24 protein-coding genes and 3 pseudogenes are annotated in these 24,659 nt (G+C 72.5%); 21 read left to right on the top strand and 6 right to left on the bottom strand.

What is annotated here, in order from left to right:
- Window positions 1-40: 40 nt before the first annotated feature.
- From AB0D10_RS27140 to AB0D10_RS27190, 11 genes and pseudogenes are all read left to right on the top strand, one after another.
- Window positions 41-1,207, top strand: a complete 1,167-nt coding sequence (locus tag AB0D10_RS27140; RefSeq protein ID WP_360261211.1) for an acyl-protein synthase — start codon at window positions 41-43, stop codon at window positions 1,205-1,207.
- The gene (locus AB0D10_RS27145) at window positions 1,204-3,819 is read left to right on the top strand and encodes an acyl-CoA reductase (RefSeq protein ID WP_360261213.1); all 2,616 of its coding nucleotides are present in this window, start codon (window positions 1,204-1,206) and stop codon (window positions 3,817-3,819) included. Before AB0D10_RS27140 ends, AB0D10_RS27145 begins: the two co-directional genes overlap by 4 nt.
- A 109-nt stretch (window positions 3,820-3,928) precedes the next feature.
- Window positions 3,929-4,588, top strand: coding sequence for a hypothetical protein (locus tag AB0D10_RS27150; protein WP_360261215.1), 660 nt, complete (start codon window positions 3,929-3,931; stop codon window positions 4,586-4,588).
- On the top strand, window positions 4,585-4,983 hold the full coding sequence (locus tag AB0D10_RS27155) for a transcriptional regulator (RefSeq protein ID WP_360261217.1): 399 nt from the start codon (window positions 4,585-4,587) through the stop codon (window positions 4,981-4,983). The genes AB0D10_RS27150 and AB0D10_RS27155 overlap by 4 nt, the downstream gene beginning before the upstream one ends.
- A 109-nt stretch (window positions 4,984-5,092) precedes the next feature.
- A complete protein-coding gene (locus AB0D10_RS27160; protein ID WP_360261219.1) occupies window positions 5,093-5,536 on the top strand; it encodes a hypothetical protein in 444 nt (147 codons plus the stop codon).
- A gap of 117 nt (window positions 5,537-5,653) precedes the next feature.
- Window positions 5,654-5,839, top strand: a pseudogene (locus AB0D10_RS27165) (agmatine deiminase family protein); the annotation flags it as partial.
- A gap of 87 nt (window positions 5,840-5,926) precedes the next feature.
- Window positions 5,927-6,283 carry a hypothetical protein gene (locus AB0D10_RS27170; RefSeq protein ID WP_360261221.1) on the top strand — a complete coding sequence of 119 codons (357 nt, stop codon included), beginning with the start codon at window positions 5,927-5,929 and terminating at the stop codon, window positions 6,281-6,283.
- A 56-nt stretch (window positions 6,284-6,339) separates the two neighbouring features.
- The gene (locus AB0D10_RS27175) at window positions 6,340-6,879 is read left to right on the top strand and encodes a hypothetical protein (protein ID WP_360261223.1); all 540 of its coding nucleotides are present in this window, start codon (window positions 6,340-6,342) and stop codon (window positions 6,877-6,879) included.
- 60 nt (window positions 6,880-6,939) lie between these two features.
- On the top strand, window positions 6,940-7,314 hold the full coding sequence (locus tag AB0D10_RS27180) for a hypothetical protein (protein ID WP_360261225.1): 375 nt from the start codon (window positions 6,940-6,942) through the stop codon (window positions 7,312-7,314).
- 221 nt (window positions 7,315-7,535) lie between these two features.
- Window positions 7,536-7,808, top strand: a pseudogene (locus AB0D10_RS27185) (class I SAM-dependent methyltransferase); the annotation flags it as partial.
- 35 nt (window positions 7,809-7,843) lie between these two features.
- The gene (locus tag AB0D10_RS27190; RefSeq protein ID WP_360261265.1) at window positions 7,844-8,014 is read left to right on the top strand and encodes a hypothetical protein; all 171 of its coding nucleotides are present in this window, start codon (window positions 7,844-7,846) and stop codon (window positions 8,012-8,014) included.
- Between the two features lie 51 nt (window positions 8,015-8,065).
- Here the strand turns inward: AB0D10_RS27190 and AB0D10_RS27195 are convergent, their stop codons facing one another.
- The gene (locus AB0D10_RS27195) at window positions 8,066-8,725 is read right to left on the bottom strand and encodes a hypothetical protein (RefSeq protein WP_360261227.1); all 660 of its coding nucleotides are present in this window, start codon (window positions 8,723-8,725) and stop codon (window positions 8,066-8,068) included.
- 644 nt (window positions 8,726-9,369) lie between these two features.
- Here AB0D10_RS27195 and AB0D10_RS27200 point away from each other — a divergent pair.
- Together AB0D10_RS27200 and AB0D10_RS27205 are read left to right on the top strand one after the other, a co-directional pair.
- Complete coding sequence (locus tag AB0D10_RS27200) at window positions 9,370-9,723, top strand: hypothetical protein (protein WP_360261229.1); 354 nt, start codon at window positions 9,370-9,372, stop codon at window positions 9,721-9,723.
- 840 nt (window positions 9,724-10,563) lie between these two features.
- Window positions 10,564-10,857, top strand: a complete 294-nt coding sequence (locus tag AB0D10_RS27205; protein WP_360261231.1) for a DUF1330 domain-containing protein — start codon at window positions 10,564-10,566, stop codon at window positions 10,855-10,857.
- A gap of 45 nt (window positions 10,858-10,902) precedes the next feature.
- Here the strand turns inward: AB0D10_RS27205 and AB0D10_RS27210 are convergent, their stop codons facing one another.
- Window positions 10,903-11,283, bottom strand: coding sequence for a hypothetical protein (locus tag AB0D10_RS27210; RefSeq protein WP_360261234.1), 381 nt, complete (start codon window positions 11,281-11,283; stop codon window positions 10,903-10,905).
- A gap of 365 nt (window positions 11,284-11,648) precedes the next feature.
- On the opposite strand from AB0D10_RS27210, the gene AB0D10_RS27215 reads away from it, so the two are divergent.
- Together AB0D10_RS27215 and AB0D10_RS27220 are read left to right on the top strand one after the other, a co-directional pair.
- Window positions 11,649-12,146, top strand: a complete 498-nt coding sequence (locus AB0D10_RS27215) for a hypothetical protein (RefSeq protein WP_360261236.1) — start codon at window positions 11,649-11,651, stop codon at window positions 12,144-12,146.
- Window positions 12,147-12,814: 668 nt separating this feature from the next.
- Entirely contained in the window at window positions 12,815-13,189 is a 375-nt protein-coding gene (locus AB0D10_RS27220) for a hypothetical protein (protein ID WP_360261238.1), read from the top strand.
- Between the two features lie 239 nt (window positions 13,190-13,428).
- Here AB0D10_RS27220 and AB0D10_RS27225 read toward each other — a convergent pair whose 3' ends face one another.
- Complete coding sequence (locus AB0D10_RS27225; RefSeq protein WP_360261240.1) at window positions 13,429-15,510, bottom strand: discoidin domain-containing protein; 2,082 nt, start codon at window positions 15,508-15,510, stop codon at window positions 13,429-13,431.
- 251 nt (window positions 15,511-15,761) lie between these two features.
- On the opposite strand from AB0D10_RS27225, the gene AB0D10_RS27230 reads away from it, so the two are divergent.
- Window positions 15,762-16,535, top strand: a complete 774-nt coding sequence (locus tag AB0D10_RS27230; protein WP_360261242.1) for a hypothetical protein — start codon at window positions 15,762-15,764, stop codon at window positions 16,533-16,535.
- Window positions 16,536-16,736: 201 nt separating this feature from the next.
- On the opposite strand, the gene AB0D10_RS27235 is transcribed toward AB0D10_RS27230, so the two are convergent.
- Window positions 16,737-17,903 (bottom strand): alanine--tRNA ligase-related protein, encoded by a 1,167-nt coding sequence (locus AB0D10_RS27235; protein WP_360261245.1) that lies wholly within the window; start codon window positions 17,901-17,903, stop codon window positions 16,737-16,739.
- Between the two features lie 413 nt (window positions 17,904-18,316).
- Between AB0D10_RS27235 and tgmA the strand changes: the two genes are divergently transcribed.
- The 3 genes from tgmA to tgmC are packed head-to-tail and all read left to right on the top strand — an operon-like array spanning window position 18,317 to window position 20,687.
- Window positions 18,317-18,583, top strand: a complete 267-nt coding sequence (tgmA, locus tag AB0D10_RS27240; RefSeq protein WP_360261247.1) for a putative ATP-grasp-modified RiPP — start codon at window positions 18,317-18,319, stop codon at window positions 18,581-18,583.
- Window positions 18,583-19,548 (top strand): ATP-grasp ribosomal peptide maturase, encoded by a 966-nt coding sequence (tgmB, locus tag AB0D10_RS27245; RefSeq protein WP_360261249.1) that lies wholly within the window; start codon window positions 18,583-18,585, stop codon window positions 19,546-19,548. Before tgmA ends, tgmB begins: the two co-directional genes overlap by 1 nt.
- Window positions 19,545-20,687: an ATP-grasp peptide maturase system methyltransferase gene (gene tgmC / locus AB0D10_RS27250; RefSeq protein ID WP_360261251.1), complete on the top strand. Its 1,143-nt coding sequence runs from the start codon at window positions 19,545-19,547 to the stop codon at window positions 20,685-20,687. Before tgmB ends, tgmC begins: the two co-directional genes overlap by 4 nt.
- Window positions 20,688-20,814: 127 nt before the next feature.
- Here the strand turns inward: tgmC and AB0D10_RS27255 are convergent, their stop codons facing one another.
- The gene (locus AB0D10_RS27255) at window positions 20,815-22,179 is read right to left on the bottom strand and encodes a helix-turn-helix transcriptional regulator (RefSeq protein WP_360261253.1); all 1,365 of its coding nucleotides are present in this window, start codon (window positions 22,177-22,179) and stop codon (window positions 20,815-20,817) included.
- A gap of 360 nt (window positions 22,180-22,539) precedes the next feature.
- On the opposite strand from AB0D10_RS27255, the gene AB0D10_RS27260 reads away from it, so the two are divergent.
- Window positions 22,540-23,802: an Ig-like domain-containing protein gene (locus AB0D10_RS27260; protein WP_360261255.1), complete on the top strand. Its 1,263-nt coding sequence runs from the start codon at window positions 22,540-22,542 to the stop codon at window positions 23,800-23,802.
- Window positions 23,803-23,873: 71 nt separating this feature from the next.
- Here the strand turns inward: AB0D10_RS27260 and AB0D10_RS27265 are convergent, their stop codons facing one another.
- Window positions 23,874-24,365: a MarR family transcriptional regulator gene (locus AB0D10_RS27265; RefSeq protein WP_360261257.1), complete on the bottom strand. Its 492-nt coding sequence runs from the start codon at window positions 24,363-24,365 to the stop codon at window positions 23,874-23,876.
- Window positions 24,366-24,483: 118 nt separating this feature from the next.
- Here AB0D10_RS27265 and AB0D10_RS27270 point away from each other — a divergent pair.
- Window positions 24,484-24,659, top strand: a pseudogene (locus tag AB0D10_RS27270) (nuclear transport factor 2 family protein); the annotation flags it as partial.

Below are 24,659 nucleotides of genomic sequence, written 5' to 3' on the forward strand. Positions count from 1 at the left end.
ATACCGAGCTTGCCCGATGACCGATCCCGAGGTTGCCCCCGTGAACATCCATCTCGCGCCGGTCGAGGTTCCCGACCCCGCCGCGCTCCCGCACGTCCAGCAGCTGTGCGACCTGGTCTCCCCGTACGCGGCCGGGCCGGACGCCGACCGCCTGTTCGCCGCCGCGATGGCGGAGAGCCACGCCTGGCACGCCCGGCGCTCGCCGTTCTACCGCTCCCTGCTGGACGGCCCGGCGGAGGCCGCCGCGCCGACCGTCGGCGAGGACGTCCGCGCTCCCCTGGTGCACGCCAACTTCTTCAAGCGGCACGAGGTGCTCTCCATCCCGCGGGAGGAGGTCTTCCTCCACCTGACCTCCTCCGGCACCACCGGCCAGAAGTCGCAGATGTTCTTCGACAGTTGGACGATCCGCTCCGCGCAGCGCATGGTCGCGCGGATCTTCGACCACTACGGCTGGATCACCCCCGACCAGCCGGTCAACTACCTGCTGTACAGCTACGAACCCGCCCCGCAGCTCAAGCTCGGCACCTCGTTCACCGACAACTACCTGTGCGACTTCGCGCCGGCCGCCCACACCACGCACGCCCTGCGGCACACCGGCGGCGGCCACGAGTTCGACGTCCACGGCTGCATCGCGGCGCTGCAGCGCTACGCCGAGGACGGCCTGCCGGTGCGGATCCTGGGCTTCCCCGCGTTCCTGCACTTCACCCTGGAACGGATGCGCTCCCTCGGCCTGCCGCCGCTGCGGCTGCCGGCCGGCTCCCTGGTCCTGCTCGGCGGCGGCTGGAAGGGACACACCGACCGGCAGATCGGGAAGGACGAGTTCTACGCCGCGGTCACCGAGCAGCTGGGTGTCCCGCCGGAGCGGATCCGGGACACCTTCGGCTCGGTCGAGCACTGCGTGCCGTACATCGAGTGCGAGCACCACTGCCTGCACGTCCCGGTCTGGTCGCGGGCCGCGGTGCGCGACACCCGCACCCTGCGGCCGCTGCCGTACGGCGAACGCGGCTTCCTCCACCTGGTCTCCCCGTACATCACCTCGGTGCCGGCGCAGAGCGTCGTCATGGGCGACCTCGCCTCGCTGCACGCCGCCGAGGAGTGCCCCTGTTCGCTGCCCACGCCGTGGTTCACCATCCACGGGCGCGCCGGCGTCAGCCGCAACCGCAACTGTGCGGCGGCCGCCGCCGAACTCCTGAAGGGACTGTCGTGAACCCCGAAGCCGTCAACCCCGAAGCCGTCAACGCCGACGTCGTGAACCCCGAGGCCGTGCACCCCGAAGCCGTGCACCCCGAACTCGCAACGGCCGGAGCGCACTTCTGGCAGGGCGCGTTCATCGACGACGAGGAGGCCGCCCGCCGGCTCGCGGACCTCCCGGACCTCGCCGCCCGCGCGCTCGCCGACCCGCTGCCCACCGAACTGGTGCTGAACGCCTGCCAGGTGCTCGCCGACGCCCTCGGCACGCCGGGCGGCGCCGTCCGCACCCGCCTGCTCGGCGTGCTGACCGACGGCGGCACCGACCCGGAGGAGGCATCGGCGACGCTCGCCGAGATCGCCGACGCGATCGGGCGCCCGGCCCTGGAGCGCAAGCTCCGGCGCGAACTCGGCGGGCTGCGCCCCGAGCGCCTCACCCGGCCCGACGCCCGGGAGACCACCTTCGAGGCCTGGGCACCGGTCGGGCTGCTGGTGCACATCGCCCCCGGGAACGCGGCCGCCGTCGCACCGCTGAGCGTCATCGAGGGCCTGCTCACCGGAAACCTCAACGTGCTGAAGACCAGCAGCAGTGACACCCCGCTCGCCCAGCACCTCCTCGCCGAGCTGGCCGCCGCCGACCCGACCGGCGCCCTGGCCGGACGCGTCGTCGCGCTGCGCTTCTCCTCCGCCCGCACCGAGTGGCTGCGCCTGCTGTGCGCGCCCGCCGACGCGGTGGCGGTCTGGGGCGGCGAGGACGCCGTCCGTTCGGTCGCCGAACTGGTCCCGGCCGGCTGCCGGTTGATCGAATGGGGTCACCGGATCTCCTTCGCCTACCTGACCCGGGACGCCTGGTCGGACACTGCGACGCTCGACGCGCTCGCCGCCGACGTCTGCCGCTTCGACCAGCAGGCCTGTTCCAGCCCCCAGGTGGTCTACCTCGACACCGAGGACACCGACGAGGTCTTCGCCTTCGCCGAGCGCTTCGCCGCCCACCTCGCCGCCGCGTCCGCCACGCTGCCCCGGCCCGTCCTCGAACCGGCCGAGCACGCCGAGATCACCACCACCGAACTGCTCGCCCGGCTGGAGGAGCACCTCGGGCTGACCAGGGTCATCGCCGCCGACGACGGCTCCTGGCGCGTCCTCGCCGACACCCGCCCGGCGCTGGCCGCCTCACCGCTGCACCGCAGCGTCTGGGTCAAGCCGCTGCCCCGCGCCTGCGTGATGGCCACCCTGCGTCCGATGCGCCGCTACCTGCAGACCGCCGCGATCGCCGGCCGCCGCGCCGACGTCGCCCGGCTGTCGCGGGCCGTGCTCGCCGCGGGCGTGCTGCGGGTCACCCCGGTCGGCGGGATGCTCGACGGCTACCACGGCGAGCCGCACGACGGCGTCTACGCACTGCAGCGGTACAGCCGGCGCGTCAGCGTACGGGCGGACGCGGCCTTCGCCACCACCGCCTGCCTGGACGACCTGGCGGCTCCCGCCGTCGTCCCGCCCGCCCCGGCCGGCCCGCTGCTCGACAAGGCCGGTGTGCAGGAGAGCCTGCGCACCCTGGCGCCGGAGTACGCCCACCTCCTGTTCCGCAGCGGCGGCAGCACGGGCACCCCGGCCCTGTCGGTGTTCACCAACGCCGACTACGACACCCAGATGCGGGCATCCGCCGACGGCCTGCTCGCCGCCGGGTTCGACCCGGCCCGGGACCGCGCCGCCAACCTCTTCTACTGCGGCGGCATGTACGGGAGCTTCATCAGCTTCTTCTCGATCCTGGAGCGCCTCAACGCCACCCAACTGCCCATCGCCGCCGGCCCCGACCACGCCGCCACGGCCGAGGCACTGGTGACGTACGGGGCGAACGCGGTGTTCGGCATGCCGTCCTACCTGTGGCAGCTGTTCCACGCCGAGGGCGAGGCCCTGCGCGCGTACGGCGGGATCCGGAAGGTGTTCTACGGCGGCGAGCACTTCACCCAGGAACAACGCCGGGTGCTCACCGAGGAGTTCGGCGTCGAGGTGATCCGCTCGGCGGCGTACGGCAGCACCGACCTGGGGCCGCTCGGCTACCAGTGCACCCACGCCGAGGGCTCGGTCCACCACGTCCTGACGGATCTGCACACCCTGGAGATCCTCGATCCGCAGGCCGACCGGCCGGCCCCCGCCGGGCTGCCGGGCCGCCTGGTCTTCACCACCCGCACCCGCGCCGGCCAGCGCCTGGAGCGCTACCAGATCGGCGACCTCGGCCGCGCGGTCGAGGGCGTCTGCCCGTGCGGCAGCCACACCCCGCGCGTCGAACTCCTCGGCCGGTACGGCGACGTCGTCCGGGTCGGCACGTACTTCTTCAACGTCCGGCGTTTCGAGGCCGTGGCGCAGGAGCACCTCGGCTACCGCGGGGAGCTGCAGCTGCTCCTGGACACCGGTGACGACCGGGAGCGGATCACCGTCCGCCTCGACGAGCGGTACGCCCCGGACGCGGCGGCCGCTGCGGCCTGTTTCCCGGCCGCGATCCCCGAGCTCGCCTCCGCCGTGGCGGAGGACCTGCTGGCCTTCACGGTCGAGTCGGCCGACAGCGGGGACTTCGAGCGGACGGCCACCAGCGGCAAGCTCCGCACGGTGATCGACCGTCGGGAGTCCACGGCCTGACACCGCAGGGCCGGGGCCCCGGCGCCCCGGCCCTGCCCGGCCGTCCTCGATCAGGGCTTCGCAAACTGATCTCTAGACACAATCAGTTTGTAATGCAAACCTTGTCCTCATGACGACCCAACCCGTTCAGCCCCCGAGCGACCCCCAGGGCCTCCTGGCCATGAAGCGGGCCCTGGTCCACCGCGTCCGCCGCGAGCAACGCGGGGCCTGGTTCGCCCTCCTGGTCTTCGCCGCCGTGCGCTTGGGCGCCGCACCGGTGGTCCGCTACGGCCAGGGCGACCACAACGGGGACTTCCCGCCGGCCATGTGGTACTGGCCGGTGGCGCTGCTCCTCGCCTACGCCGCGATCAGCTGGTTCTACCTTCGCCGTTCCGCTCGCCGCGGCCTGGGCACCAGGGTCGGACCGTACCTGGCACTGGGCATCGCCCTGGTCGTGCTCATCACCGCCTACGTGGTGTGGACGGTCCTGCACCCGGATTTCCTCGCCGACCTCCGCGGCCCGTCGCCCGTCTCCCCTGTCCTCGACACGATCGTGAGCCCGGCGGGCACAATCGGCCTGGCCCTGCTGCTGCTCGCCCGCATCGAGCGCAGCTGGCTGCTCCTCGTCATCGCCTGCGGGTACCTTGGCATCATGCTCAGTACCGGGGGCGTCCCCGACCCGTCGCCGTGGCGCGACCTCCCGTACATCCTGCTGGAGGGGGGCGTACTGCTGCTCGGCGGCATCGGCCTCGCGGCGCAGCAACGGATCCAGGGCCGGTCGGCCGCATGACCGAACACCCCACCAGCAGCCTCGACGACGTCGTGCACCAACGCGTCCGCCTGGGCATCCTCGCCGTGGCCAGGGAAGCCCGGCGGGTGGAGTTCACGTTCCTGCGCACCACGCTCGGCCTCACCGCCGGCAACCTCTCCCAGCACCTCGGGGTCCTGGAGAAGGCGGGCCTGGTCACGATCGACAAGGGCTACGAGGGCAAACGCGCCCGCACCTGGATCCAGCTCACCAAGCAGGGCAAGAAGGCCCTGCACGACGAGATCGCCACGCTCAAGACCCTGATCCACCAGCTGGAAGGCCTCGCAGGCCCCGCAGACCTCGCGGGAACCGGGACGCACGAGAGACCCGACGGGGAGGCCGCCCCCGGCTCCGGAGCCGCCCCCGCACCGGGCTGAGCCACCTGTTCCGACCCCGTGGATCCGGGCCCGTCCAGGCCCGGACCGCCGCGCCCACCACCCCGGAATTCGCTTGCCGCCGGCGCACGGTCTGCGCGGATACTGCGGCATGAGCAGAATCGCGCAGGTCATCGTGCTGGCGCCGTACGCCGACGAGGTCATGGAACCCCTGACACGGCCGGACGACGCGCGCAGCTGGCAGGGCTGTTTCGAGCCGCTCGGCCTGTTCGCCGGCGGATGGGTGATCGAGTTCTACCGGATGCGGCCCCGGTCCGGGCTGCTCCGGCACCTGGAGTCCCTGGCGTGGCCGCACCCGGCGAGCGTGCAGGTGCTGATCCACGACGAGGAGGACGACTGCTTCGGGCTGTGGATGATGCGGGAGGGCGTCCTCACGGAGGTGCCGCTCCCCGGCCACAAGCGCTACTACGGTCGCGCGCCGGCCACGGACGAATTCCCGCCCGAACCGGGGCTGCTGTGGCGGCCGGAGACCGCGGAGACCGCCGTTCCCGGCTGGGTCTTCCCGACGCCCCAGGACCATCGCCCGGTCTGGTGAGACCGGGCGTGCCGACCGGGGCCGCCCGCTGACGATCGTGGAGCTGCCCGGCCCCGACCACACCCGGATCCGCAACACCAGCAGCAGCTTCCTGGCAACGACACCAACCACTACACCGTCAACGGCGCCGTCATCATGCCCCGGTTCGGCGATCCGGTCGCCGACGAAGCGGCCCGCGCCATCCTGGCCGCCGAGTACCCGGAACGCGCCGTCGTCCCGGTGAACATCGACGCCGTGGCCGCCGGTGGCGACGGCATCCACTGCGCGCCCCAGTCCCAGCCCGTCGTCCCCGCGGCGGGCTGACCCGGGCCCCGGCCCGACCGCACGGGTGAACCCGGTCGGGCCGAAATGCAGTCGAGACAGGTCCAGCGGTCCGAGTAGCCTCGCCCCATGGTGGATCACGAGCGGTACGCCCTCTACCGGGAAGACTCGAAGGTACTGGCCGCGGTCGGGGAGCACGTCCACGCCCAGGTCGGCCGCGTCACGGTGCGACTGCCCAGGGCGGTGGCCCAGGCCGCGGTGGACGCCTGGGAGCGTGACGACTCGGGCGACCTCGGCGAGGAGACCCGCGAGCAGTACGAACTGCGGGGCCAGGCGGGTGACCTGGCACTGATCGGCCTTGCGATCTCGGAGGGCGGCCGCCCCTCGGGCGAGGAGGTCGTCGTCGACCTGCACGTCGCCTCGGCCGGGGCGGCCTTCCTCAGCTATGCCGAAACCGCAGGGGCGGCCTTTCGGCCGTCGGAGTAGCCGGGCACAGCTGCCGCCCAGGGAAATGTCCGCCACCGGAACACCGGAGTGACCGCATGGCCTCACTGGCAAGCCACGCCAACGTGTGGGAGACGTGCCTCCAACTCCTGCGCCGCCGGGGCTACCACCTGAAGGTCCAGCTCTCCGACGAGGAGGACGAGACCGCACGCGACGCCTGGCTCGCCGAGAAGGCCGGCTTCACCTTCTGGGCCGACAACCCGATCGAACTGCTGGGGCTGGTCGCCGTGTACGAGGACACGCAACCCTCGGACGACCAGCCCTACTGGTGGTCCGCGAAGACCGTACGAGAGCGCCCCGGCGTCCGCGAACAACTCGTCGACGAAGCGCTCGCCACCCAGGACGCCCGCGTCGCGGAACTCGCCGCACGACGCGAGCGCGACCCGGGAGCCTGGGAGGCGGAGATCCGCGCGGCCTTCTGCTGGGCCGGCGACGAGATCCACGCAGCGGGCCACCTGGGGCTCCCCCGCGCGGAGACGAGGAGGATCCTCGACGACCCGCGCCTCGCCGACCTGCGGGAACACGTGGGTTCCCGACCTGACGACACCGAACCCGCCGACGGCGGCCGCGGCGTGTGAACGGCGTGCCGTACGCGTAGCCGGTCGCGCGCGGGACACGTGCCGGGCGACAATCACCGGGTGGCTGAAACCGGTGTGGTGCACGTCTTCCTCTCGCGCGGCCGGTTCTCGTCGTTCGAGGACCTGCGCGACCACGTCGACGAGACGTGGACGGAGACCGGTGGCGCGGTGCCCTCCGCCCTCATGACGGAGACCGGAATCGCCGAGCTCGAACCGCTGTGCGTCGAAGCCGTGCACGCCCGCGACGACGGCCACCTCGCCCCCGTTCCCCCCGACATCCTCCTCCGCGACGCCTCGTACGCCGACCAGTGGCTGCCACGAGTGGAGTCGACCGAGCCGGCCGACGCCGCGATCTGCGTCTTCACCCCCAACGTGGTCACCGACCCGCACGGCACCTCCCTGCACTACCTCGGCCGCTTCACGTACCGGGCCTGAGGGTCACTCACCACGGGTGACCCGGCAACCCGCCGCCGCCCGCGCCCCCACGCCTCCCACGCCCGGTCGTCGGAATGGAACCTTGACAGCGCGGCTAGGTTCGGATCACGAGTGGACGCGGGGTCGACGGCAGCTCGGGCGACGCGGACCACGGCACGATCGGCGGCGGATACGCCCGCTACCGGCAGCCGGACGCACGAATCGAGCAGGTGATCGCCGCCGCCCTGGGCGGAGCCCGCACAGTGGTCAACGTCGGTGCCGGCGCCGGTTCGTACGAGTCGGCGACGCTGGAGGTGACGGCGGTCGAGCCGTCCGCGTCGATGCGCGCCCAGCGGCCCGCCCACCTGCTGCCCGCCGTCGACGCCGTCGCCGAACACCTGCCCTTCGACGACGACGCGTTCGACGCGGCGATGACGACCTTCAGCGTGCACCAGTGGAACGACCACCGCGCGGGACTGCGCGAGATGCACCGAGTGGCACGGGGTCCCGTCGTCGCCGGATGTTCGAGCGGTCGGCGAGCATCAGAGCGGTGTTCACCGGCCTCCCCGCCGCAGCCGGCGGGGTGTGCTGCCTGCTCGACACCGAGATCGACACCGTCCAACTGTGCCGGCTGAACGGTGAGACGACCCGCGAGACGGTGCCCGGCCCCCGCTTCGCGGCCTACCGCGACCTCGCGGCAGCCTGGCCCGGCCAGGAGTAGCACGGACGACCGGAACGACCGTCGGACAGTCGCCGACGGGTCGGTGGGGGTTCAGGAGCACCTGAAGGCCGCCGCCGAAGCCCAGCCGGGCGTGCCGGGTTCGACGGCCCGGATCGCGTCGGCGGCTCCGACGGTCACCAGCACGTCCCGGCCGGACCTCCGGCACCCGAGCGAGTCACCGGCCTCCTTCCGCACCTGCGCCGATTCGTCGACTCCCTCGATCATGAGCGCCATCCCCTTCTCGGAGCAGCCGATGTGCGCGAACGCGAAGGGCTCCACCGGGCTGGACGCCTGGGTGTACGACCCGGCGAGCACGGTCCCCGGGAACAGCCCATGCTCGTCCGAGGCGGCGTTACCGGCAGCCGGGCGCTGCGCTCCGATCGAGAGCGAGGTCGAGGCCGAGGCCGGTGCCGCGGCGGGCCCGGTCGCACCGGTCGGCAGGAACACCGCATGGCAGGTGTCGTCCCTGAGGGCAAGGACCACGTCGCTGCCCGAGATCCGGGCGACGCCGAGCACCTTGGCCGGGACGCCCTTGACCGGCAGGACGTCGACGCCGCCCTGGAGGGCCGCGTCGACCGGGGCGGCAGCCAGTCCGTCCAGGGGCCAGGGAGCAGGGGTCCGTTCGCCACGGGGTGCGCCACCGCCGGTGCACGCCACAGCGGCGGCAATGACGACGGCCGTCGCCGTCACGAGCCTGGCAGGTCGCCACATGAGCCGAAGCCTCCTCGCCGGTTCGGTGGTCGGGCAGCACTCAGGAGCCTAGGAGCAGAACTGAGGAACCGTCAGTCATTTGAGGATCATTTGATGGAGGGCGAGGAACCCGGGGCACGGAACGCGGGGCATCCGCAGGGCCGGTGACACCCGCCGGGCCGCCGGCATCGCGAAGTGCCCTGTTAGCCTGCTTGACATGATCAGGAGGGAACGAGGCAATCGGTGCCCGGCGCGCCGGATTCCGGTCCGCAGCGGGCGCTGATCCTCGCCAATGCCGCCAGCTTCGCCTGTGCCGGACTGATCGCTTTCCTGGGCGTCCCGAACTACCGGCCCCTGCCCCGGCCCGGGGGGAGCACCGGCGGTGGTCCGTCCTGGCCGACCGGCCGGGGCGGTGAGCCCAGTTGGTGTGACTCAGCACGCGGACTGTCGTGTCAGCGCCGCATCTGTCGTCCTTGGCGGCAGGGAGGCATGCGCGACGCCGGATGGAGCCGACCTGGCTAGGCTTCGCTGATGCCGAGCCAGCACCGATCGACGGGTCTCACTGACGACCAGCTCTCGATCATCGACGAACTGAGCACTCTGCCGTTCCCCGGGCGGGAGGGCCGACCGGGGCAGGACCGAAGCTGGGTGGACCTGGATATCAGGTGGCCGTGCTCCGGGAGAGTCAGGACTTCTGGGACGACCGTAGTGAAGAGATCGTCGAAGCAGCCGAGCAGGGGCTGGAAGCCGATCTCGCTGCGCTGACTGCCGTTCTGGCCGACCGTTGGGGAGATCCGGCGACGGTCGATCTGTGGCCATATCTCGGGTTCGACAACCCGGATCCAGAGTTCGTGGCTCCCGAGCCGCTGGGCTTCCTGTGCAACGTCGCTGGCAGCATGCGGGTGTGGCGGCTACGGCCTTCCGGCCGTTGGCTCGCATTGGCCATCGGCCAAGCCGATCGGGAGCTCCCGTTCGAGCTGATCGCCGCTGTCGGTGAAGCGTCCTTGCTCCCGGAATGAGCTGCAGCACGAGACCGCCGCGGCCCAGACATTGATCACTCACGTGGGACGAGGCCGTATCCGGACGGTTGCCGAACGATCACCAGCCGTCGGATACCTCGCTGATTCAGCGACAGATGTCGTGCTGACCCAGCTGAGAACCGCACGTCGAGTAGCACCGTTGGCGACAAGTAGCCTCCCGGGTCACGTTGGCGAGTCTTGTTCGCGATAGTCGGCGAATCAAGGCTCGCTGCGGTGACGGTGAGTTGGCACTCGGCACGCCAACTGTCGGGGCAGCACAGGATCTGTGGTCCGCCTGAAGCCACAGCTGAAGCGCGATGCGAGTCGGGACACGATGATTGGTACCTGGCCAAGCCGGTAGGCACGCGCCGTGCGATACGGCGACGGACCGGCCGGCATCGCCTGACCGGATTGCACGATGCCGCGAGGTGTTCGGACGACTCAGCAGCTCTTCCGCTCGGGGCTGATCCCTCCGGACGCGATTTCGACTCGGATCCCCGCCCGCGCAAGGTCAGTGCAGCCGCCCCGGAAAACAGCTGGGCTACCGATCCGTACCGTGAAAGGATGCCCGTTCAGGACCGGGGAGGCGGGGCGAGCATGGGGGCTGGACTACAACTACGAGATTCTCGTGCCCCCTCGGAACGTTCGGAACGTTGCGCGAGCACTGACCCGGCCGGCCGAAGTCGGTGTGCCGGGCCTGGGCCGGTCGAGTCGAACCGGAAGCTGAGGATCGAAAGCCGTCCGACTTCGACGCCGTCTCCGTCGGCTCGCTGACCCACAGCGCGCCGGCCATGGATCCGAGCATGCTTCTGAGCATCAATTCCGAACACAGGAGGTACCGTGGCCAAGGGCTATTGGGTCAGCGCCTACCGCACCATTGCGGACCCCGAGAAGCTGGCTGCCTACAACAAGCTGGCTGGTCCAGCCGTCAAGGCCGCGGGCGGGCGGACGGTCGCCCGCGGCGGCCGGGTCGTCGCACACGACGCCGGAATCGCCGAGCGCACCGTCCTGGTCGAGTTCGACAGCTTCGAACAGGCGGTCGCCGCCCATGCGAGTGCGGCCTACCAGGAGGCGCTGGCCGCACTTGCTGACGGCGTCGAGCGCGACTTCCGCATCATCGAAGGCCTCGACTGACGATCGAGGCTGCGTCGGCGACGAACACGAAGCCGACTGCGGGGATCACCCCGGCTCGTCAGTGCGCCGCACCGTCGCGAACAGCGTCAGGCCGGTGGCATCGGCGGTGATGTCCGGTCCGGCGACGGTTCCCGGCGGCGCGGCGGCACCCCCGCCGGCCTCGATGTCGGCGGGGGTGCGTTCGACGAGGTTCCAGCGGCCGATGTGGGCCATCAGGGCGGCGTAGGGGTTCGGGGTCGCGATGTCGGAGAAGGAGAACGTGCCTCCGGGGCGGCACAGGCGGGACACAGTGGTGCGGATCAGGGCTCGGGCGAAAGCGTTCTTCGAGATGGTCGAAGAGGCCTCCGGCCAGGACCGGGTCGAAGGGGCTGTGGTCGGCGGCCAGGTGGGCGAGTACCCGCCGGGCCGGGAGCCCCGCACGGTCATGGCCCGTCCGGACTCTGTCGCCCTGTTCCCCTTCCCTCCGCCCGACCGCCCCTGACCACGGCGGAGCGGACGACCGTCCACCCACTGCTCCCGGCCCACCCCCGGGACGGCCGACTCCCCCCGGCTGTTCCCCGGCTCTCGCCCGGATCGGCCGGCCCTCCCAGGCTCCGCATCAGGCAACGTTCGCCCCGAATCCGCCCTTGGGGCTTGCCCCACCCATCGCAGGTACTACCGGTAGCGGGCAGCAGTGGCATGCTTGCCACCGCATGTGATCAACCGGGGTATCCGTGTCTGCGAAACCACCAGGCCAACCTGTCATCGGTGACACCCGGGCCTGACACTCCGACAGAGAGAGGCTGCCTCCGATGGACAATGCCGACCGCCTTCCCGATGACCTGGCCGAACTGGAGTGGCTGCTCATGCGGGGCGCATCCACCGTCCGGTGGGTGGAGGCGGCTGAGCGGCTCGTCCTGCAGGTGGACAATCTGCGGGACTGGCTCATCAAGAACCACTTCCTTCGCCTGTACACGAGCGAGTCCGGCTCGTATGCCGCCACGGATTTCGCCGAGGCCTTCGACGCCGCTTGCGAGATCCTGCGCGGCGGCAGCAGTGCCCTGGAGGCCTCCGGTCTGCGCAGGTCGAGCTTCTCGGTTCTCGGCGTCGCCGCCAACCTCTGTGGCCGTGTGCAGAACTCGCTTCGCTATTCCGTCCACAAGATCGACGACCACGATGCCCAGGCGGTGGCGTTGGCGGTCCTCTATGCCATCGGCCACATGGACGCCACCGTGGACGTGAACGGCAACGAGGTGGACGGCTGGGGGCCGAACTCGTTGGCCTACGAGGAGCGGTTGTCCCAGCCCTGAGCATCCGCGCTGCTCAACTCGTGCCGCACCAGGCAACGTTCGCTCTGGTGTGACGTACTGTCCGCCCGGCGCCGCCGGCAGCGCCGGACGCCACAATGATCACGTGGCAAAGACCAAGAACCGGTCCATGTCTCTCTTCGACCCCGGCGGGTTCACCGGCGGCGCCGAGGGGGACGCGGCCGCGCAGATCGAGGAGATCCACCGGAGTTCGCCCGGCAGCCGGTTGGGCCTCGCGTACGCGATCGTCGGCTCGGCCGCCCTCGGCCTGCTGCTCTGGCTGTACTCCCGTACCGTGTGGGCCCTCGCACCGGCCGGGCTGGCGGTCCTGGCCGTCGGTGTGCTGGTCTGGTTCCACGTGACGGACCGGGCCGACCGGGCCCGGCGCCGACTCGCGCGGACGGGCCGCCGGCGCCGGGTGGGAACACGACCCGTACGAGGGCGAGTTCCGCGAACGGTGACGCCCACGGCCCCGCAGCCCGCCGACCTGCAGTCCCGCCGAACTGCTGTCCCCGGCTCCGCGGACGACGAGGACGGCCTCGTGGTGGAGCGCGGGCCGGTCCGCGACGGCGAGCCGGTCGGTGCGCACGGCCGGGCCGGGCCCCTGCTTCGGGCGGTGGGGCAGACGTTGATCCCTTCCGTTGCGGTGCCGCCGTGGCGAGGATGGGGGCATGGATGCTGCCGAGGACTCCTTCGCCGTCGTGGAACGCCTGTGGGAGGAACACGGGAACGAGTTCCGCTCGCCCCTGCCGCTCCGGTGGATCACCCTGGAGGTCGCGGGCGTCGACCTGATGTCGTTCGAAACCAGGCTGGCGGGTTGCGTGTTCACGTGGGTCGGGAACGGCGGTTCCCTCCACGAGCGGGGGATGGGAACGGTGCGGTACATGCTCGGCCGGCTCGAACAGGTCCTGCCTGCGCTCACCGAGGACGACAGCCCTCGGCTCTGGCGCCGGATGCACCGGATCTGTCAGCTCATCGTGGCTCACGACACTCCGCCCACCGAGACGGCTTCCGAGGCGTTCCGCGGTGATGCGCCGAGCAGTTGATCCGACGTGTCCGTCCGGTACGGGGATCAGCGGGACGACGCACGAGCGGAGCGCCGGCGGCCCGGGCACTGCCCCGGGGGCAGCCGCGCAGGGCAGCCCCGGCGCAGTGGCGCGGCCCGGCCGGGCGAACCGACGAACTCGTCGGCGCCCGCCGGGCCGCACTCCACCTCGCGGCGGTCCCGTCCGGCTCCGCGGAGCCGGACGGCCGGAAGGACCGGAAGGACCGGAAGGACCGGGCCTCAGGTGCTGTACACGCCGACCTCGTGCAGCGAGTAGCCCCACTGGGTACCGCGTTGCACCCCGTGGACGCGGACGTAGCGGGCCGGGACGCCGGCGAACCGGGCGGTGTCGAGGCCGCCGTCCCCGGTGGTGGTGGACCAGACCGACTGCCACGTGTTCCCGTCGGTGGAGACCTCGATCCGGTACGCCCGCCCGTAGGCGCGTTCCCAGTCCAGGGTGACGCGCCCGACCAGGGCGGTGGAGCCGAGGTCGATGCGGAGCCACTGGTCGTCGCTCCACTCGCTGGCCCAGCGGGTCCCCGGGTCGCCGTCCACGGCCCGCCCGGGCGCGTAGCTGACGAACGGGTTCCACCACTCGGTGGTGCTGGCCGTGGCCGGGCGGCCCGCGGCCAGGTCGACCGTGGCGCGGTGCTGTTCGGAGGCGCCCCAGGTGGTGAGGTACGACTCGGCGCCGCGGAAGAGGTCGTCCACGACGCCCTGCCCGCCCACCTGCCGGATGTCCTCCAGCCAGTCCGGGACCAGGCCGTAGTGCGCGGCACCGTCCGTGTTGATGTCCCAGGTGCGCGCGCCGGTGGTCTGGCGGTCGATGAGGGATCCGCCGTCGGCGCTGCGGAACGGGTAGCGCACCGGGTTGGCGGTGTCCGCGCCGCGCGGGCCGGGCCAGCCGCCGACGCCGTTCATGTCGGTGCCGTAGCCGTACCCGACGTGGTACTTGTCGCGCAGTGCGTCGGTGCGCTTGGCCTCCGCGCTGAACGCCTCGGCGCCGTTCATGTACTGGGCGACGAAGCCGCCGAGCTTGTAGACCCGCTCGATCCAGTCGAGGTCCATCCAGCTGTGCGAGGAGATCACGCCCGGGTAGGACTCGGACTCCAGGATGTCGAAGGAGCGGGCGGCCGCCTTGACGCTCATGTGGTCGACTTCGAGCATCATCTTGCGTTGCATCAGTCCGCGCACCGCGTACTCGCCGAGGTCGGTGAGCCCGCGGCTGTTGCACTGCGCGTCGCCGGTGTAGGCGGGCACGGCCACCCCCGCCGGGAGTTGCTTCTGCGCCTCGGGTGCCGGGGCGAGGCCGATGGGGTTGTCGTGTTGCGGCCCGGCGCACGTCTCGGTCTTCCAGAAGGTGCCGGTGGAGAGGAACTGGCCGACGTTGATGGCCGTCCCGAGCGCGCCCTCGTCGAAGCGCACCCCGCAGAGCGCGTTGTCGAACTTGTGGCAGAGGAACATGCTGCGCACGCCGAGCCCGTAGAGCTCGTCGAGGCCTCGGTCGATGTCGGCCTTGCTGCACTGGGCGACGTCGAGGATCTGCTTGCAGCCGAAGGGCTCGGAGGTCTCCACCCCGAGGACGACGGCCAGTTTGCCCTGTTCGACGACCTGGCGGGCCTGTGTGCTGTCGGTGACGATCCGGAACCAGCCCTTGCCCGGGCCGCCGTACATCGTGTCGATGTAGGCCTGCAGTTCGTAGGTCTTCTGCGCCTGGAGCCGGATGGAGGTCATCTCGTCGCAGCTGCGGTCCTTGAAGAAGTAGACCGAGCAGATCACCCCGTTGGTGACGAGGTCGTTGACGAGGACCCGCTGGCCGCCGCGCCAGGCGCGTTCGATCCAGGCGTAGTAGTTCTGCTGGTGGGTGAGCGAGTCGTGGGCCGGCCAGTCCTTGAAGGTCGGCCAGCCGACCGGGTCGTGCTTGCCGTCGCCGCCCTTGGTGAGGAAGTCGAAGATGGCGAGCGAGCCGTCGGGGTAGTGCTCGGGGCAGTCCTTCAGCGCGTCGGCGATCCCGGCTTCGGAGAAGGACTTGCCGCAGATGAGCCTGCCGCCGAAGGCCTCGTTGGCCATGATGTGGTCGTGCGCGTCGACGAAGCCGCGGACCTTGCCCTGGGCGTCGGTCCCGCGGAACGGCTCGCCGGTGACGCCGATCTGCGAGTCGGGTGCGGGCCGTGCGGTCGGGGTCCACCAGTCCGTCCCGGCCGTGTCACCGGACGCGGCGGGTGCGGCGGGTGCCGGCGCAGCGAGCACCACGGCGGCCAGGGTGAGGAGCGCGGCCAGCAGTGCGATGAATCCGTGCCTGTTGCGCAGGAGTTGGTGCATGGTCACCACCCGTGTCCGAGGTGAGGGGTGGCGCGGCCGCCGGGCGCTGGGAACCGTCCGGGGCGCGGGGACCGACCCGTCCGGGCCGGCTGTCATGGACCGCGCACTCGGTGTGACGAGAATCGCCACTGTTGGACTTTTAGTCAATAGCCGTGCGCGGACTCGGGCGCCGGCGACCACCGCGCGGGCGCGGGCCCGGGGCACCGGAAAACCGGGTACGAGCCCGGCGGCACCCGTGCTGTACTGGGCACATGGGGGTTGACGACGAGCGCACGGGAGGCCACGACGAGCGCGCGCGAGACGACGAACGCACGCGAGCCGACGACGGGCGGATGCGGCTGCGGGTGACGAGCCATCCGGTCGCCGGCACCGGATCCGGGCTCAGCCGGATCCTGAGCACCGGCCCCATGCTCCGCAACACCTTCGTCCTCCCGCCCGACCGCCAGGTCGGGTACCTCAACGCGAGCCGCGCCGATCTCCTGCGCCTCGGCGCCCTGTTCCGCGTCGCCGCGACGAGCCCGCACAGCGCGGTCCACGTCCCCGTCCCGCCGGGCGGCCGGCCGACGTCCTCCCTCGGTGGCGAGAGCCGTCCGCTCCCGATGCTCCTGGCCCGCGAGGACACGGGACTTCGGCCCTCCGACTGGCCGGACCTGCGGCGCGGGATGCGCCGCGCCTCGACGCCCCTGACGGTGACGGCCCCGGCGGCACGGCCTCCCGAGCGGCCGGACGACGTCCGGCGCCGGGCCGACCGCCACCCCGCCCGCTTCGCCGAGCACGCCGCGACGATCGTCATCACCGCCCGCGCCGAACTGCTGTTCTGGATCGGCGACTGGCTCACCGACGTCGGCGACGGCGTCGCCCGGGACGGCCACGTCCACCGGCACGGCGAGAGCTTCCTCGGCGACATCGTCGGGTTCTTCGACCCCGAGGGCACGAACCGGCCCATGCACGCGTTCTGCGTGGTCGCCGTCGAGCCGATCTTCCACCGGGCCCGCTGGCGGCAGCAGCGGACGCCCGCCGGCTGACCGGGGACGGCGGAGGGCGGCCGCGCCGGAGGCTGGGGCCGGGTCCGGGTCCGGGTCCGGGTCCGGGTCCGGGTCCGGGTCCGGAACGCACGCGCCGGTCCGGCGGCGAGCCCGCACGTCCCCGGACCCGTCCGGGCCCGGGGACGCGACCCGAGGAGAGCGCCCCGGGCAGAGCAAGCCGAGCAGAGCGACCCGGGACCGTCACCTCGTCCGCAGGTCCAGCACGAGGTCGCGGGGCAGGCCGTGGGTGTCGTGGAGGTAGTGCAGGTCGTCCTCGGTCAGCGGGCCGCGGAAGCGGGGGCGGGAGAGCACCCGGCGCCCTCGCTCCAGGAGGCGGACGAACCGCTGCTCCTCGTCGAGCAGGACCCGGCGCACGCTCTCCGGGTCGACGTCCTGGCGGAAGCGGTCGAGGGTGTGGCCGACCAACTCGACCGGCAGGTCGCCGAGTCCGCGTCGCGGGTCGTCCCGGTGGAGCACGGTGAGCACCCGGCGCACCAGGCGGCGCAGCACGTAGCCGCGGCCGGTGTTGGAGGGGCGGACGCCGTCGCCGATGACGACGACGGCCGAGCGCAGGTGGTCGCAGACCAGCCGTAGTGACGGTTCGTCCAGCTGCCACAGGGGCGGGACGAGGCGGCGCCAGGGGTCGAAGACGTCGCACTCGAAGACCGACGACCGGCCCTGCAGCAGTGAGGAGAGCCGTTCCAGGCCGAGGCCGGTGTCGATGTTGCGCTGGGGCAGCGGGACGAGCGTGCCGTCGTCGAGGCGCCGGTGGCGCATCATCACGTGGTTCCACACCTCCACCCAGCGGTCGTCCCGGGTGGGTGTCGACTGCGGCGGGGTGTCGCCGGTCCACAGGAAGATCTCCGAGTCCGGGCCGCACGGGCCGGTCGGCCCGTTGGACCACCAGTTGTCCTCGACGGTGAGTTCGACCGGCACGCCGCGGTCCTGCCACACCTCCAGCGAGCCGGTGTCCGGGCCGACCCGGTCGTCGCCGCCGAAGACGGTGACATGGAGCCGGTCGGGGTCGACGCCGAACCCGTCGGTGAGCAGCCCGTAACCCCAGTCGAGGCTCTGCGGGCCCTCGTAGTCGCCGAGGGACCAGGTGCCGAGCATCTCGAAGACGGTCAGGTGGGTGCGGTCGCCGACCTCGTCGAGGTCCGTGGTGCGCAGGCAGCGCTGGACGTTGACCAGCCGCCGGCCGAGCGGGTGCGGGCGGCCCTCCAGGTAGGGCGTGAGGGGGTGCATGCCGGAGGTGGTGAACAGCACCGGGTCGCCGGGCGGGGGCAGCAGGGTCGTGCCCGTGATCCGGCGGTGACCACGGTCCTCGAAGTACTCGATGAAGGTGCGGACGAGCTGGTCGGTGTTCATGGGGTGGCTCCTTCGCGTGTGCCGGGGGGAGGCACCGGACGACGGGCCACGCGGTCATCGGAGCCGAGGGCGGAAACGCCTCGGGGCCACCAGCGGCGGACCGTGTCCGGTCGCCGTGGGGGGGTACGTCAGGCGGCGGCAACCGGCGAGCTGGTCGCTCGCGCGGTGGCGGTGATCGGGCCGGTGACGTTCATGACGCCGAGGGTAACGCGGCGGGCGCCCCGGCGGCATCCGGTTTTCCACGCGGACGCCCGGACGCCCGGACACCCGGACGCCCACAGCCGCGTCGCCGCGCCGACGGCCGCACCCCGCCCTGGACAGGCCGGGCCGGCCGGGGTGGGATGACACGACTCGGCCATCGGGCCGGGCTGTTGATCCTGTCAGCACCGCCACGGAATGGAGGCGCAGCACAGATGACGACCGCACCGTGGGGCACGACCCGGATGGGTCCGTACCCCGAGTCCGGCTCGATCCCCGCCGTCACGCCCGTGATCGACCCCGACACCCAGATCGCCGTGTTCGTGGACGAGCACGGGCGCAGGGTCGAGTCGGGTACGCACGGCACCAGCACCAGCGGGCTCACGCCGACGAGCACGCAGCCCGGCGACGGGGCCGGCCCGGGCGGGGCCACCGATGCCGACAGCACCGAGTCCTACGACCAGGACCAGAGCTCCGGCTGATGGACGACCGGTGCGGGTCGGTGCTGGTGCTGACCAATCCCCTCGACGTGACGGCGGATGCGGTCCTGCGGGTGCTCGCGGAGCGCCGGGTCCCGGTGGTCCGTCTCGATCCCGGCGCCGACCTGCACACGGGTGCCTCGCTGACCGCCGCGTACCGCACGGGCGGGCAGCGGGGCGCCCTGCGCACCGCCAACCGGGTCCTCGACCTCGGCGCGGTCCGGTCGGTGTGGGTGCGCCGGGCCTCGCCCTACGAGGGCCCGTCCGAACTGGACGGGCAGGACCGCAGGTTCGCCGCCTCGCAGGCCCTGTGGGGTGCGGGCGGCATCCTCGCGTCGCTCCCCGGCGCGCACTACGTGAACCACCCGTGGGCCAACCGCGCCGCCGAGCACAAGCCGGCGCAGCTCGCGGCCGCGCAGCGCTGCGGGTTCCCGGTCCCCGACACGGTGATCACCAACGACCCGCGCGAGGCGCGGGAGTTCGTGGCGGCCCAGGCCACCGGGGCGGTGTACAAGCCGCTGTGGAACACCCCGTACGCGGTCGACGGGCGGCCGCACGCCGTGTGGGTGCGCGAGGTCGAACCGGCCGAGATCACCGACGCCGTGTCCGCGTGCCCGCACCTCTTCCAGGCGCGGGTGCCGAAGGCGTTCGACGCCCGGGTCACCGCCGTCGGCGACCGCCTGTTCGGCGTGCGGATCGACAGCCCCGACCTGGACTGGCGGCGCCGCCAGGACCGGATGGCGTGCACGCCGATCGACGTACCCGAGTCGGTCGCACGCTCGGTCGCCGCCTACCTCGGACGGCTCCGTCTGGTCTACGGCGCGTTCGACTTCGCCGTGACCGGCTCGGGCGCCTGGTACTTCCTTGAATGCAACCCGAACGGCCAGTGGGCCTGGCAGCCGGCCGCGACCACCGACGCGATCGCCCGGGCCCTCGCCGACCAGTTAGAGAAAGGTCCCGATTCGTGAGCACATCGGCCCAGCTCCGCGACGCCCTGGTGGACGGGTTCACCGGGGGCGACGGGATCCCCGATCCGGCGTGGGAGCGTGCGGCCCGGGCGGTCCGCCGGGAGCTGTTCGCGCGGTCCTTCTTCCTGCCGGTCCCGGGGAGCAGCCCGAGCGCCTACCGGCCGGTCGTGGAGGGCGATCCCGGCTGGCTGGAGCACGTCTACGCGGACGAAACGCTGATCACCCAGCTCGACGGGCGGATCCGCCCGGCCGACGTGCACGGGGGCACCGCGACCGGCTCGCCGTCGTCGTCCTCCACCCTGCCGTCCCTCGTGCTGCGCATGTGGCAGCAGCTCGGCGCCGAGGCCGGGCACCGGGTCCTGGAGATCGGCACCGGTACCGGCTACTCGACCGCCCTCGGCGCGCACCGGCTCGGGGACGCCGCTCTCACCAGCATCGAGTACGACCCGGAGGTGGGCGCCGCCGCCGCCACCGCCGTCCAGGCGGCCGGGTACTCCCCCCGGCTGATCATCGGCGACGGACTGCTCGGCGACCCCGACGGCGGCGGGTACGACCGGCTCATCGCCACCTGCTCGGTCCGCTACCTCCCGCCGCCGTGGCTGCACCAGGTGAAGCCCGGCGGCGTCATCCTGGCCACGCTGTCCGGGTGGGGGTTCGGGTTCGGGCTGGCCCGGCTGGTCGTCACGGCGCCCGGCGAGGCCTCGGGGCGGTTCCTGCCCGGCTACACCAGCTTCATGATCGCCCGCCCGCACGACCGTCCGCCCCGCCAGAGCCTGTCGCTGCTCCCCGGGGACGAACGCCCGACCCGGATCGACCCCGAGGTCATCGGCACCTGGACCGGGAGCTGGGTCTGCCAGCTCGCGGCGCCCTCCGCCGAACGGATGGGGGCCGGCGGGCACCAGGTCCTCTCCGACGTGGCGACCGGGTCGCAGGCCAGGACCGCGCCCGACGCCGGCGGCGGATGGACCGTCGTGCAGCGCGGCCCGCTCCGCCTGTGGGACCGGGTCGAGGAGGCCGTCGAGGCCTGGCGGCGCGCGGGCGAGCCGCACCAGGACGGGTTCGGCATCACGGTCACGGGGGCCGGACAGCGGGTCTGGATCGGGACGGAGGACGGGCCGGGTTGGAACCTGCCGATCTGAACCGGCCGGTCCGGACGGGCAGGACAGGCAGGACGGCCCGGACCGCCCGGCGTGTCGGTGAGGCCGTCACTGCCGGCGCCCCGTCACCGGCGGAGCCCCGTCACGGAGCCCCGTCACCGCCGGACCGTCAGTGCCGGTACGGGCTCGGCTCCCAGCCGTGCCCGCCGATCGGGTAGACGTACAGCGGCCGGCCCTTCACCGCGCTGGTGCGGAACGGCACGCCGTGGCCGAGGTCGATGGGCAGCGTCCCCCTCCGGTTGCCGCTGGACCACTCCAACTCCAGGTACCAGCTGACATCGTGGGAGGTGGTCTCGGCGGAGACCTCGATGACCTCCGGATCGCTCGCGCTCACCTTGACCGGCAGGCCGTGGCTTTCCCGGGTCACGACCGGGCGGGGGCGGGCCACGTCCAGGTCCAGGTCGTAGGAGAGCTTGCCGACCCCACCGCCGCAGCCCTCGCCCATGGAGTAGGCGTTCCAGGCGAGCGGGGCCGAGACCCGGGTGACCCGGACGTTGAGGGCCGTCAGCACCACGGTGTCGCTGCCGGTTCCCTGCACGGTGAGCGCGATCGACTGGTAGTGGCCGGGGACCGCACCGACCTGGGCGGCCCAGCGCGGGACATCCACGATCGCGGGCGGCCTGGGGACCTCGGACGGCGGGCGGTTCACCACGTACTGGTCGCACGCGGTGTCCCAGCCGGACGGGGTCACCGTGACGGTGATGGGGGCACTCGGGGTGGGGTCCGCCCCGCCGGTCGGCCCCGACGGGCCGGCTCCCGCACCGGTGGAGTCGGAGGCGGAGGCCGAGTCGGACGCAGCGGCGGAGGCAGTGCCGCTGGACGGGGACGGCGGCGGGCTCTGGACACCGGGGGCCGGGGAACCGGCGGCCGGCCCGGCACCTGCCGACCGGGTGACGGCGGGATCGGAGTCGCCGCCCGGGTGCGCCCTCAGGTTGGTGGCGACGGCCCCGATGGTGGCGAGCACCACGATGACCGTCACCGCGGCGATGGCGCCCCGGCGCCGGGCGCGCCGCGGCGGCACCACGGGGGCGGGGGCGGCGGTGGTCTCGGCCCCGGCGGCGGCGCCCGCGTCCCGGGTCCCGTCCGCGTCCCGCGTCCCGCCCGGGTCCGGGGTCGCCGCGGCCTCCCGGGTCGTCCCGCTCGCCGGGCTCGCTTCGTCTGCCGGGCTCGCTTCCGTCTCCGGCGTCAGCGGCCGCGCCTTCGCTTCGGCGAGGGGCGGTGGCTTCCTGCTCCCCCGCGCCGCCTGGGCGATCACCCACAGCCGGTACAGCTCGACGAGTTCCTGCGGGGTCGCCCGGCACAGCCGCGCGAGCTGGTCCAGCGGGGCGAACTCCGTCGGCGTCACATCGCCGTTGCAGTAGCGGTGGAGCGTCGACGTGCTCAGGTGCAGCCGCTTCGCCAGCGCACCGTAACTGAGCCCCGACCGGCTCTTCAGCTCCTGCAGCAGCAGCGCGAACTCACTCGTCTCCTTCAACTCCCCGACCCCTCTTGCCCTGTTCCTTCGACCCGCTCGTCAACCCCGCAGCGATCGCGCCCGCGGTGACCACGCCCTCGCACGCCCCGGCACGCCCCGGCACGCCCCGGCAGAGAAGCACGCGGCACACCGCCCCGCGGTTCCCCCTCCCCCGGTTCGCGCGGGGAGGACGGGCCCTTCCCGGGGCGCCTCCCGCGCCGGTCACGCCGTTCCTCCGTCCCACGGGCGCGTCCCAGGAAGGTTACGTCTTCCCAGCTCACAGCGGGTAGCGCCGTCCCCGCGTCCCTGATCGCGGGCCGTTCGTTGCGGCTGGGACGAAGCGGCGGACAAGCTTTCGGCGAACACCGAGAGGGAGTAACTGTGAGGACTGTTCGGGCGGCCCGGGCCGCGATACGCACCACCGACCGTTTCCACCGCGGGGCGGTGGCGCTGACGATGGGCGGGATCCTGCTCATGACCGCCGCCTGCGGCGACGACCAGGGGAAGGCCGCCGACGCGGCGGGGACGGCAGGCGCCGCCGTCTCCGGCGGGCCATCAGCCGCCGGTGGCGGTGCCGATGCCGGTGCGGCGAGGACGTCGGCCGCCGTGCTGGACGTCCAGCCGAAGGACGGGGCCCAGGGCGTCGCACCGAACGCGCTGCAGGTGTCCGTCGCCCACGGCAAGCTGACCGCGGTCGACGTGACCGACAAGGACGGCAGGTCCGTCCAGGGCGCGATCACCCCGGACGGCGCCGGCTGGAAGCCCGCCGCCGCGCTCGCCCCCGGAACGGCGTACACGGTGAACGCCCAGGCGAAGGACACCGACGGACTCGTGGCCGCCGCCACCACCGCCTTCACCACGCTCACGCCCGACCGGAAGGTGTCCACCAACGACAACATCGGCGACGGCCAGACCTACGGCGTGGGCATGATCGTCAAGGTGGACTTCAGCGGGAAGGTCGTCAACAAGGACGCCGTCGCCAAGGCCATCACCTTCGAGACGGACAACGGCACCGAGGTGAAGGGCCACTGGTTCGGCGACGACCGGCTGGACTTCCGCCCGGCCGAGTACTGGAAGCCGGGCACCAAGGTCACCATCCACTACCGGCTGAAGAACGTCGAGGTGTCCCCCGGCGTCTGGGGCGACGTCGACAAGGACGAGCCGTTCACCATCGGCCGCTCCCAGGTCTCCACCGCGGACGCCGCCGCGCACCAGCTCACGATCGTCCGGGACGGCAGGTCCACCACCGTGCCCGCGACCCTCGGTGACGACAAGCACCCGTCGTGGGGCGGCACCATGGTGATCATGTCCAAGGAGAAGGTCACCCACATGAACTCCCAGACGGTCGGCCTCGGCAGCGAGTACGACATCCCCGCCGTCCCGCACGCGATGCGGCTGACCAGGAGCGGCACCTACCTCCACGGCAACTACTGGTACAAGGGCGACCCGTTCGGCAAGGCCAACACCAGCCACGGCTGCGTCGCGCTCAAGGACGTGGAGGGCGGCAGCGACACCTCCGTCGCGGGGTCGTTCTACAACAGTTCGCTGATCGGCGACGTCGTCACGGTCGTGAACACCAAGGAGAAGACCGTCTCCCCCGACAACGGGCTCGGCGGGTGGAACCTCCACTGGGCCAACTGGTAGGCCCCTCCCGGGCCTCCCGGGCCGGGAGGCCCATCTCGGCTGCCTCGGCTGCCTCGACCGGCCGGTGACGGTCAGTCACGCCCTGTGGCGGAGGCCCCCTCGTCCCCGAGGGGCCCCTCGTCCCCGAAGGGCCCCTCGTCGACGAAGCGGCGCAGGAGGCGGGCGAAGTCGCGGGCGTCGGCCTGCGGCCAGGCGGCGAGCGAGTCCTCGATGCCGGTGGCGAGCCGCTGCCTGGTGGCCCCGATGACGGCGCGGCCGTCGTCGGTGAGGGCGAGCAGGGTCGCGCGGCCGTCGGCCGGGTCGGGCCGGCGCTGCAGCAGGCCGGCCCGTTCGAGGCGGTCGGCGCGGCGGGTGACGGTGGTGCGGTCGAGCCCGATCTCGCGGCCGAGGTCGGCGGCGCTGCAGGACCCGGTGCGGGCCAGGCCGCTGAGGACCGGGTAGGTGAGGTCGTCGACCGCCTCCCCCAGCCCGTCGGTCAGGGTGGTGTAGAGGTGGGCCCGGGTGCTGCGCCGCAGGAGCAGTCCGAGGGCGTCGGCGATGTCGTGTCCCGTCGAGTTCTTCACCCCTCCAGATTAGCGTGCACCGAGCACGCTTCTTCTGTATAGTCATAAGCGTGCTTCAGGCACGCATCTCGACACGGTCCACCGCGGGCCCGGCCCGCACGCGAACGAGGGAATCCCCGTGAACCACACCGACATCCGCGCCGCCCTGACCGACCTGCTCCTCACCCCCGGCCTCGACCTCGACGAGGCCGCCGAGCGCCACTTCGCCCCCGACTACCGCCAGCGCACCGACGGCGAGTGGGCCGACCGCACCGAGTTCCTCGACCACATCGCCCACCTGCGCACCGTCGTCGC

It is taken from the genome of Kitasatospora sp. NPDC048545, assembly GCF_040651155.1.
Taxonomy (GTDB): Bacteria; Actinomycetota; Actinomycetes; order Streptomycetales; family Streptomycetaceae; genus Kitasatospora.

Excerpts from the sequence above, each read along its gene's own strand:
- AB0D10_RS27230 (WP_360261242.1), top strand. The coding sequence starts at position 15,762 with ATGGGGGTTGACGACGAGCGCACGGGAGGCCACGACGAGCGCGCGCGA.
- AB0D10_RS27225 (WP_360261240.1), bottom strand. The coding sequence starts at position 15,510 with ATGCACCAACTCCTGCGCAACAGGCACGGATTCATCGCACTGCTGGCC.
- AB0D10_RS27210 (WP_360261234.1), bottom strand. The coding sequence starts at position 11,283 with ATGACCGTGCGGGGCTCCCGGCCCGGCGGGTACTCGCCCACCTGGCCG.
- AB0D10_RS27215 (WP_360261236.1), top strand. The coding sequence starts at position 11,649 with ATGGACAATGCCGACCGCCTTCCCGATGACCTGGCCGAACTGGAGTGG.
- tgmB (WP_360261249.1), top strand. The coding sequence starts at position 18,583 with ATGGACGACCGGTGCGGGTCGGTGCTGGTGCTGACCAATCCCCTCGAC.
- AB0D10_RS27175 (WP_360261223.1), top strand. The coding sequence starts at position 6,340 with ATGGCCTCACTGGCAAGCCACGCCAACGTGTGGGAGACGTGCCTCCAA.
- AB0D10_RS27160 (WP_360261219.1), top strand. The coding sequence starts at position 5,093 with ATGAGCAGAATCGCGCAGGTCATCGTGCTGGCGCCGTACGCCGACGAG.
- AB0D10_RS27195 (WP_360261227.1), bottom strand. The coding sequence starts at position 8,725 with ATGTGGCGACCTGCCAGGCTCGTGACGGCGACGGCCGTCGTCATTGCC.
- AB0D10_RS27220 (WP_360261238.1), top strand. The coding sequence starts at position 12,815 with ATGGATGCTGCCGAGGACTCCTTCGCCGTCGTGGAACGCCTGTGGGAG.
- AB0D10_RS27150 (WP_360261215.1), top strand. The coding sequence starts at position 3,929 with ATGACGACCCAACCCGTTCAGCCCCCGAGCGACCCCCAGGGCCTCCTG.
- AB0D10_RS27235 (WP_360261245.1), bottom strand. The coding sequence starts at position 17,903 with ATGAACACCGACCAGCTCGTCCGCACCTTCATCGAGTACTTCGAGGAC.
- tgmA (WP_360261247.1), top strand. The coding sequence starts at position 18,317 with ATGACGACCGCACCGTGGGGCACGACCCGGATGGGTCCGTACCCCGAG.
- AB0D10_RS27155 (WP_360261217.1), top strand. The coding sequence starts at position 4,585 with ATGACCGAACACCCCACCAGCAGCCTCGACGACGTCGTGCACCAACGC.
- AB0D10_RS27170 (WP_360261221.1), top strand. The coding sequence starts at position 5,927 with ATGGTGGATCACGAGCGGTACGCCCTCTACCGGGAAGACTCGAAGGTA.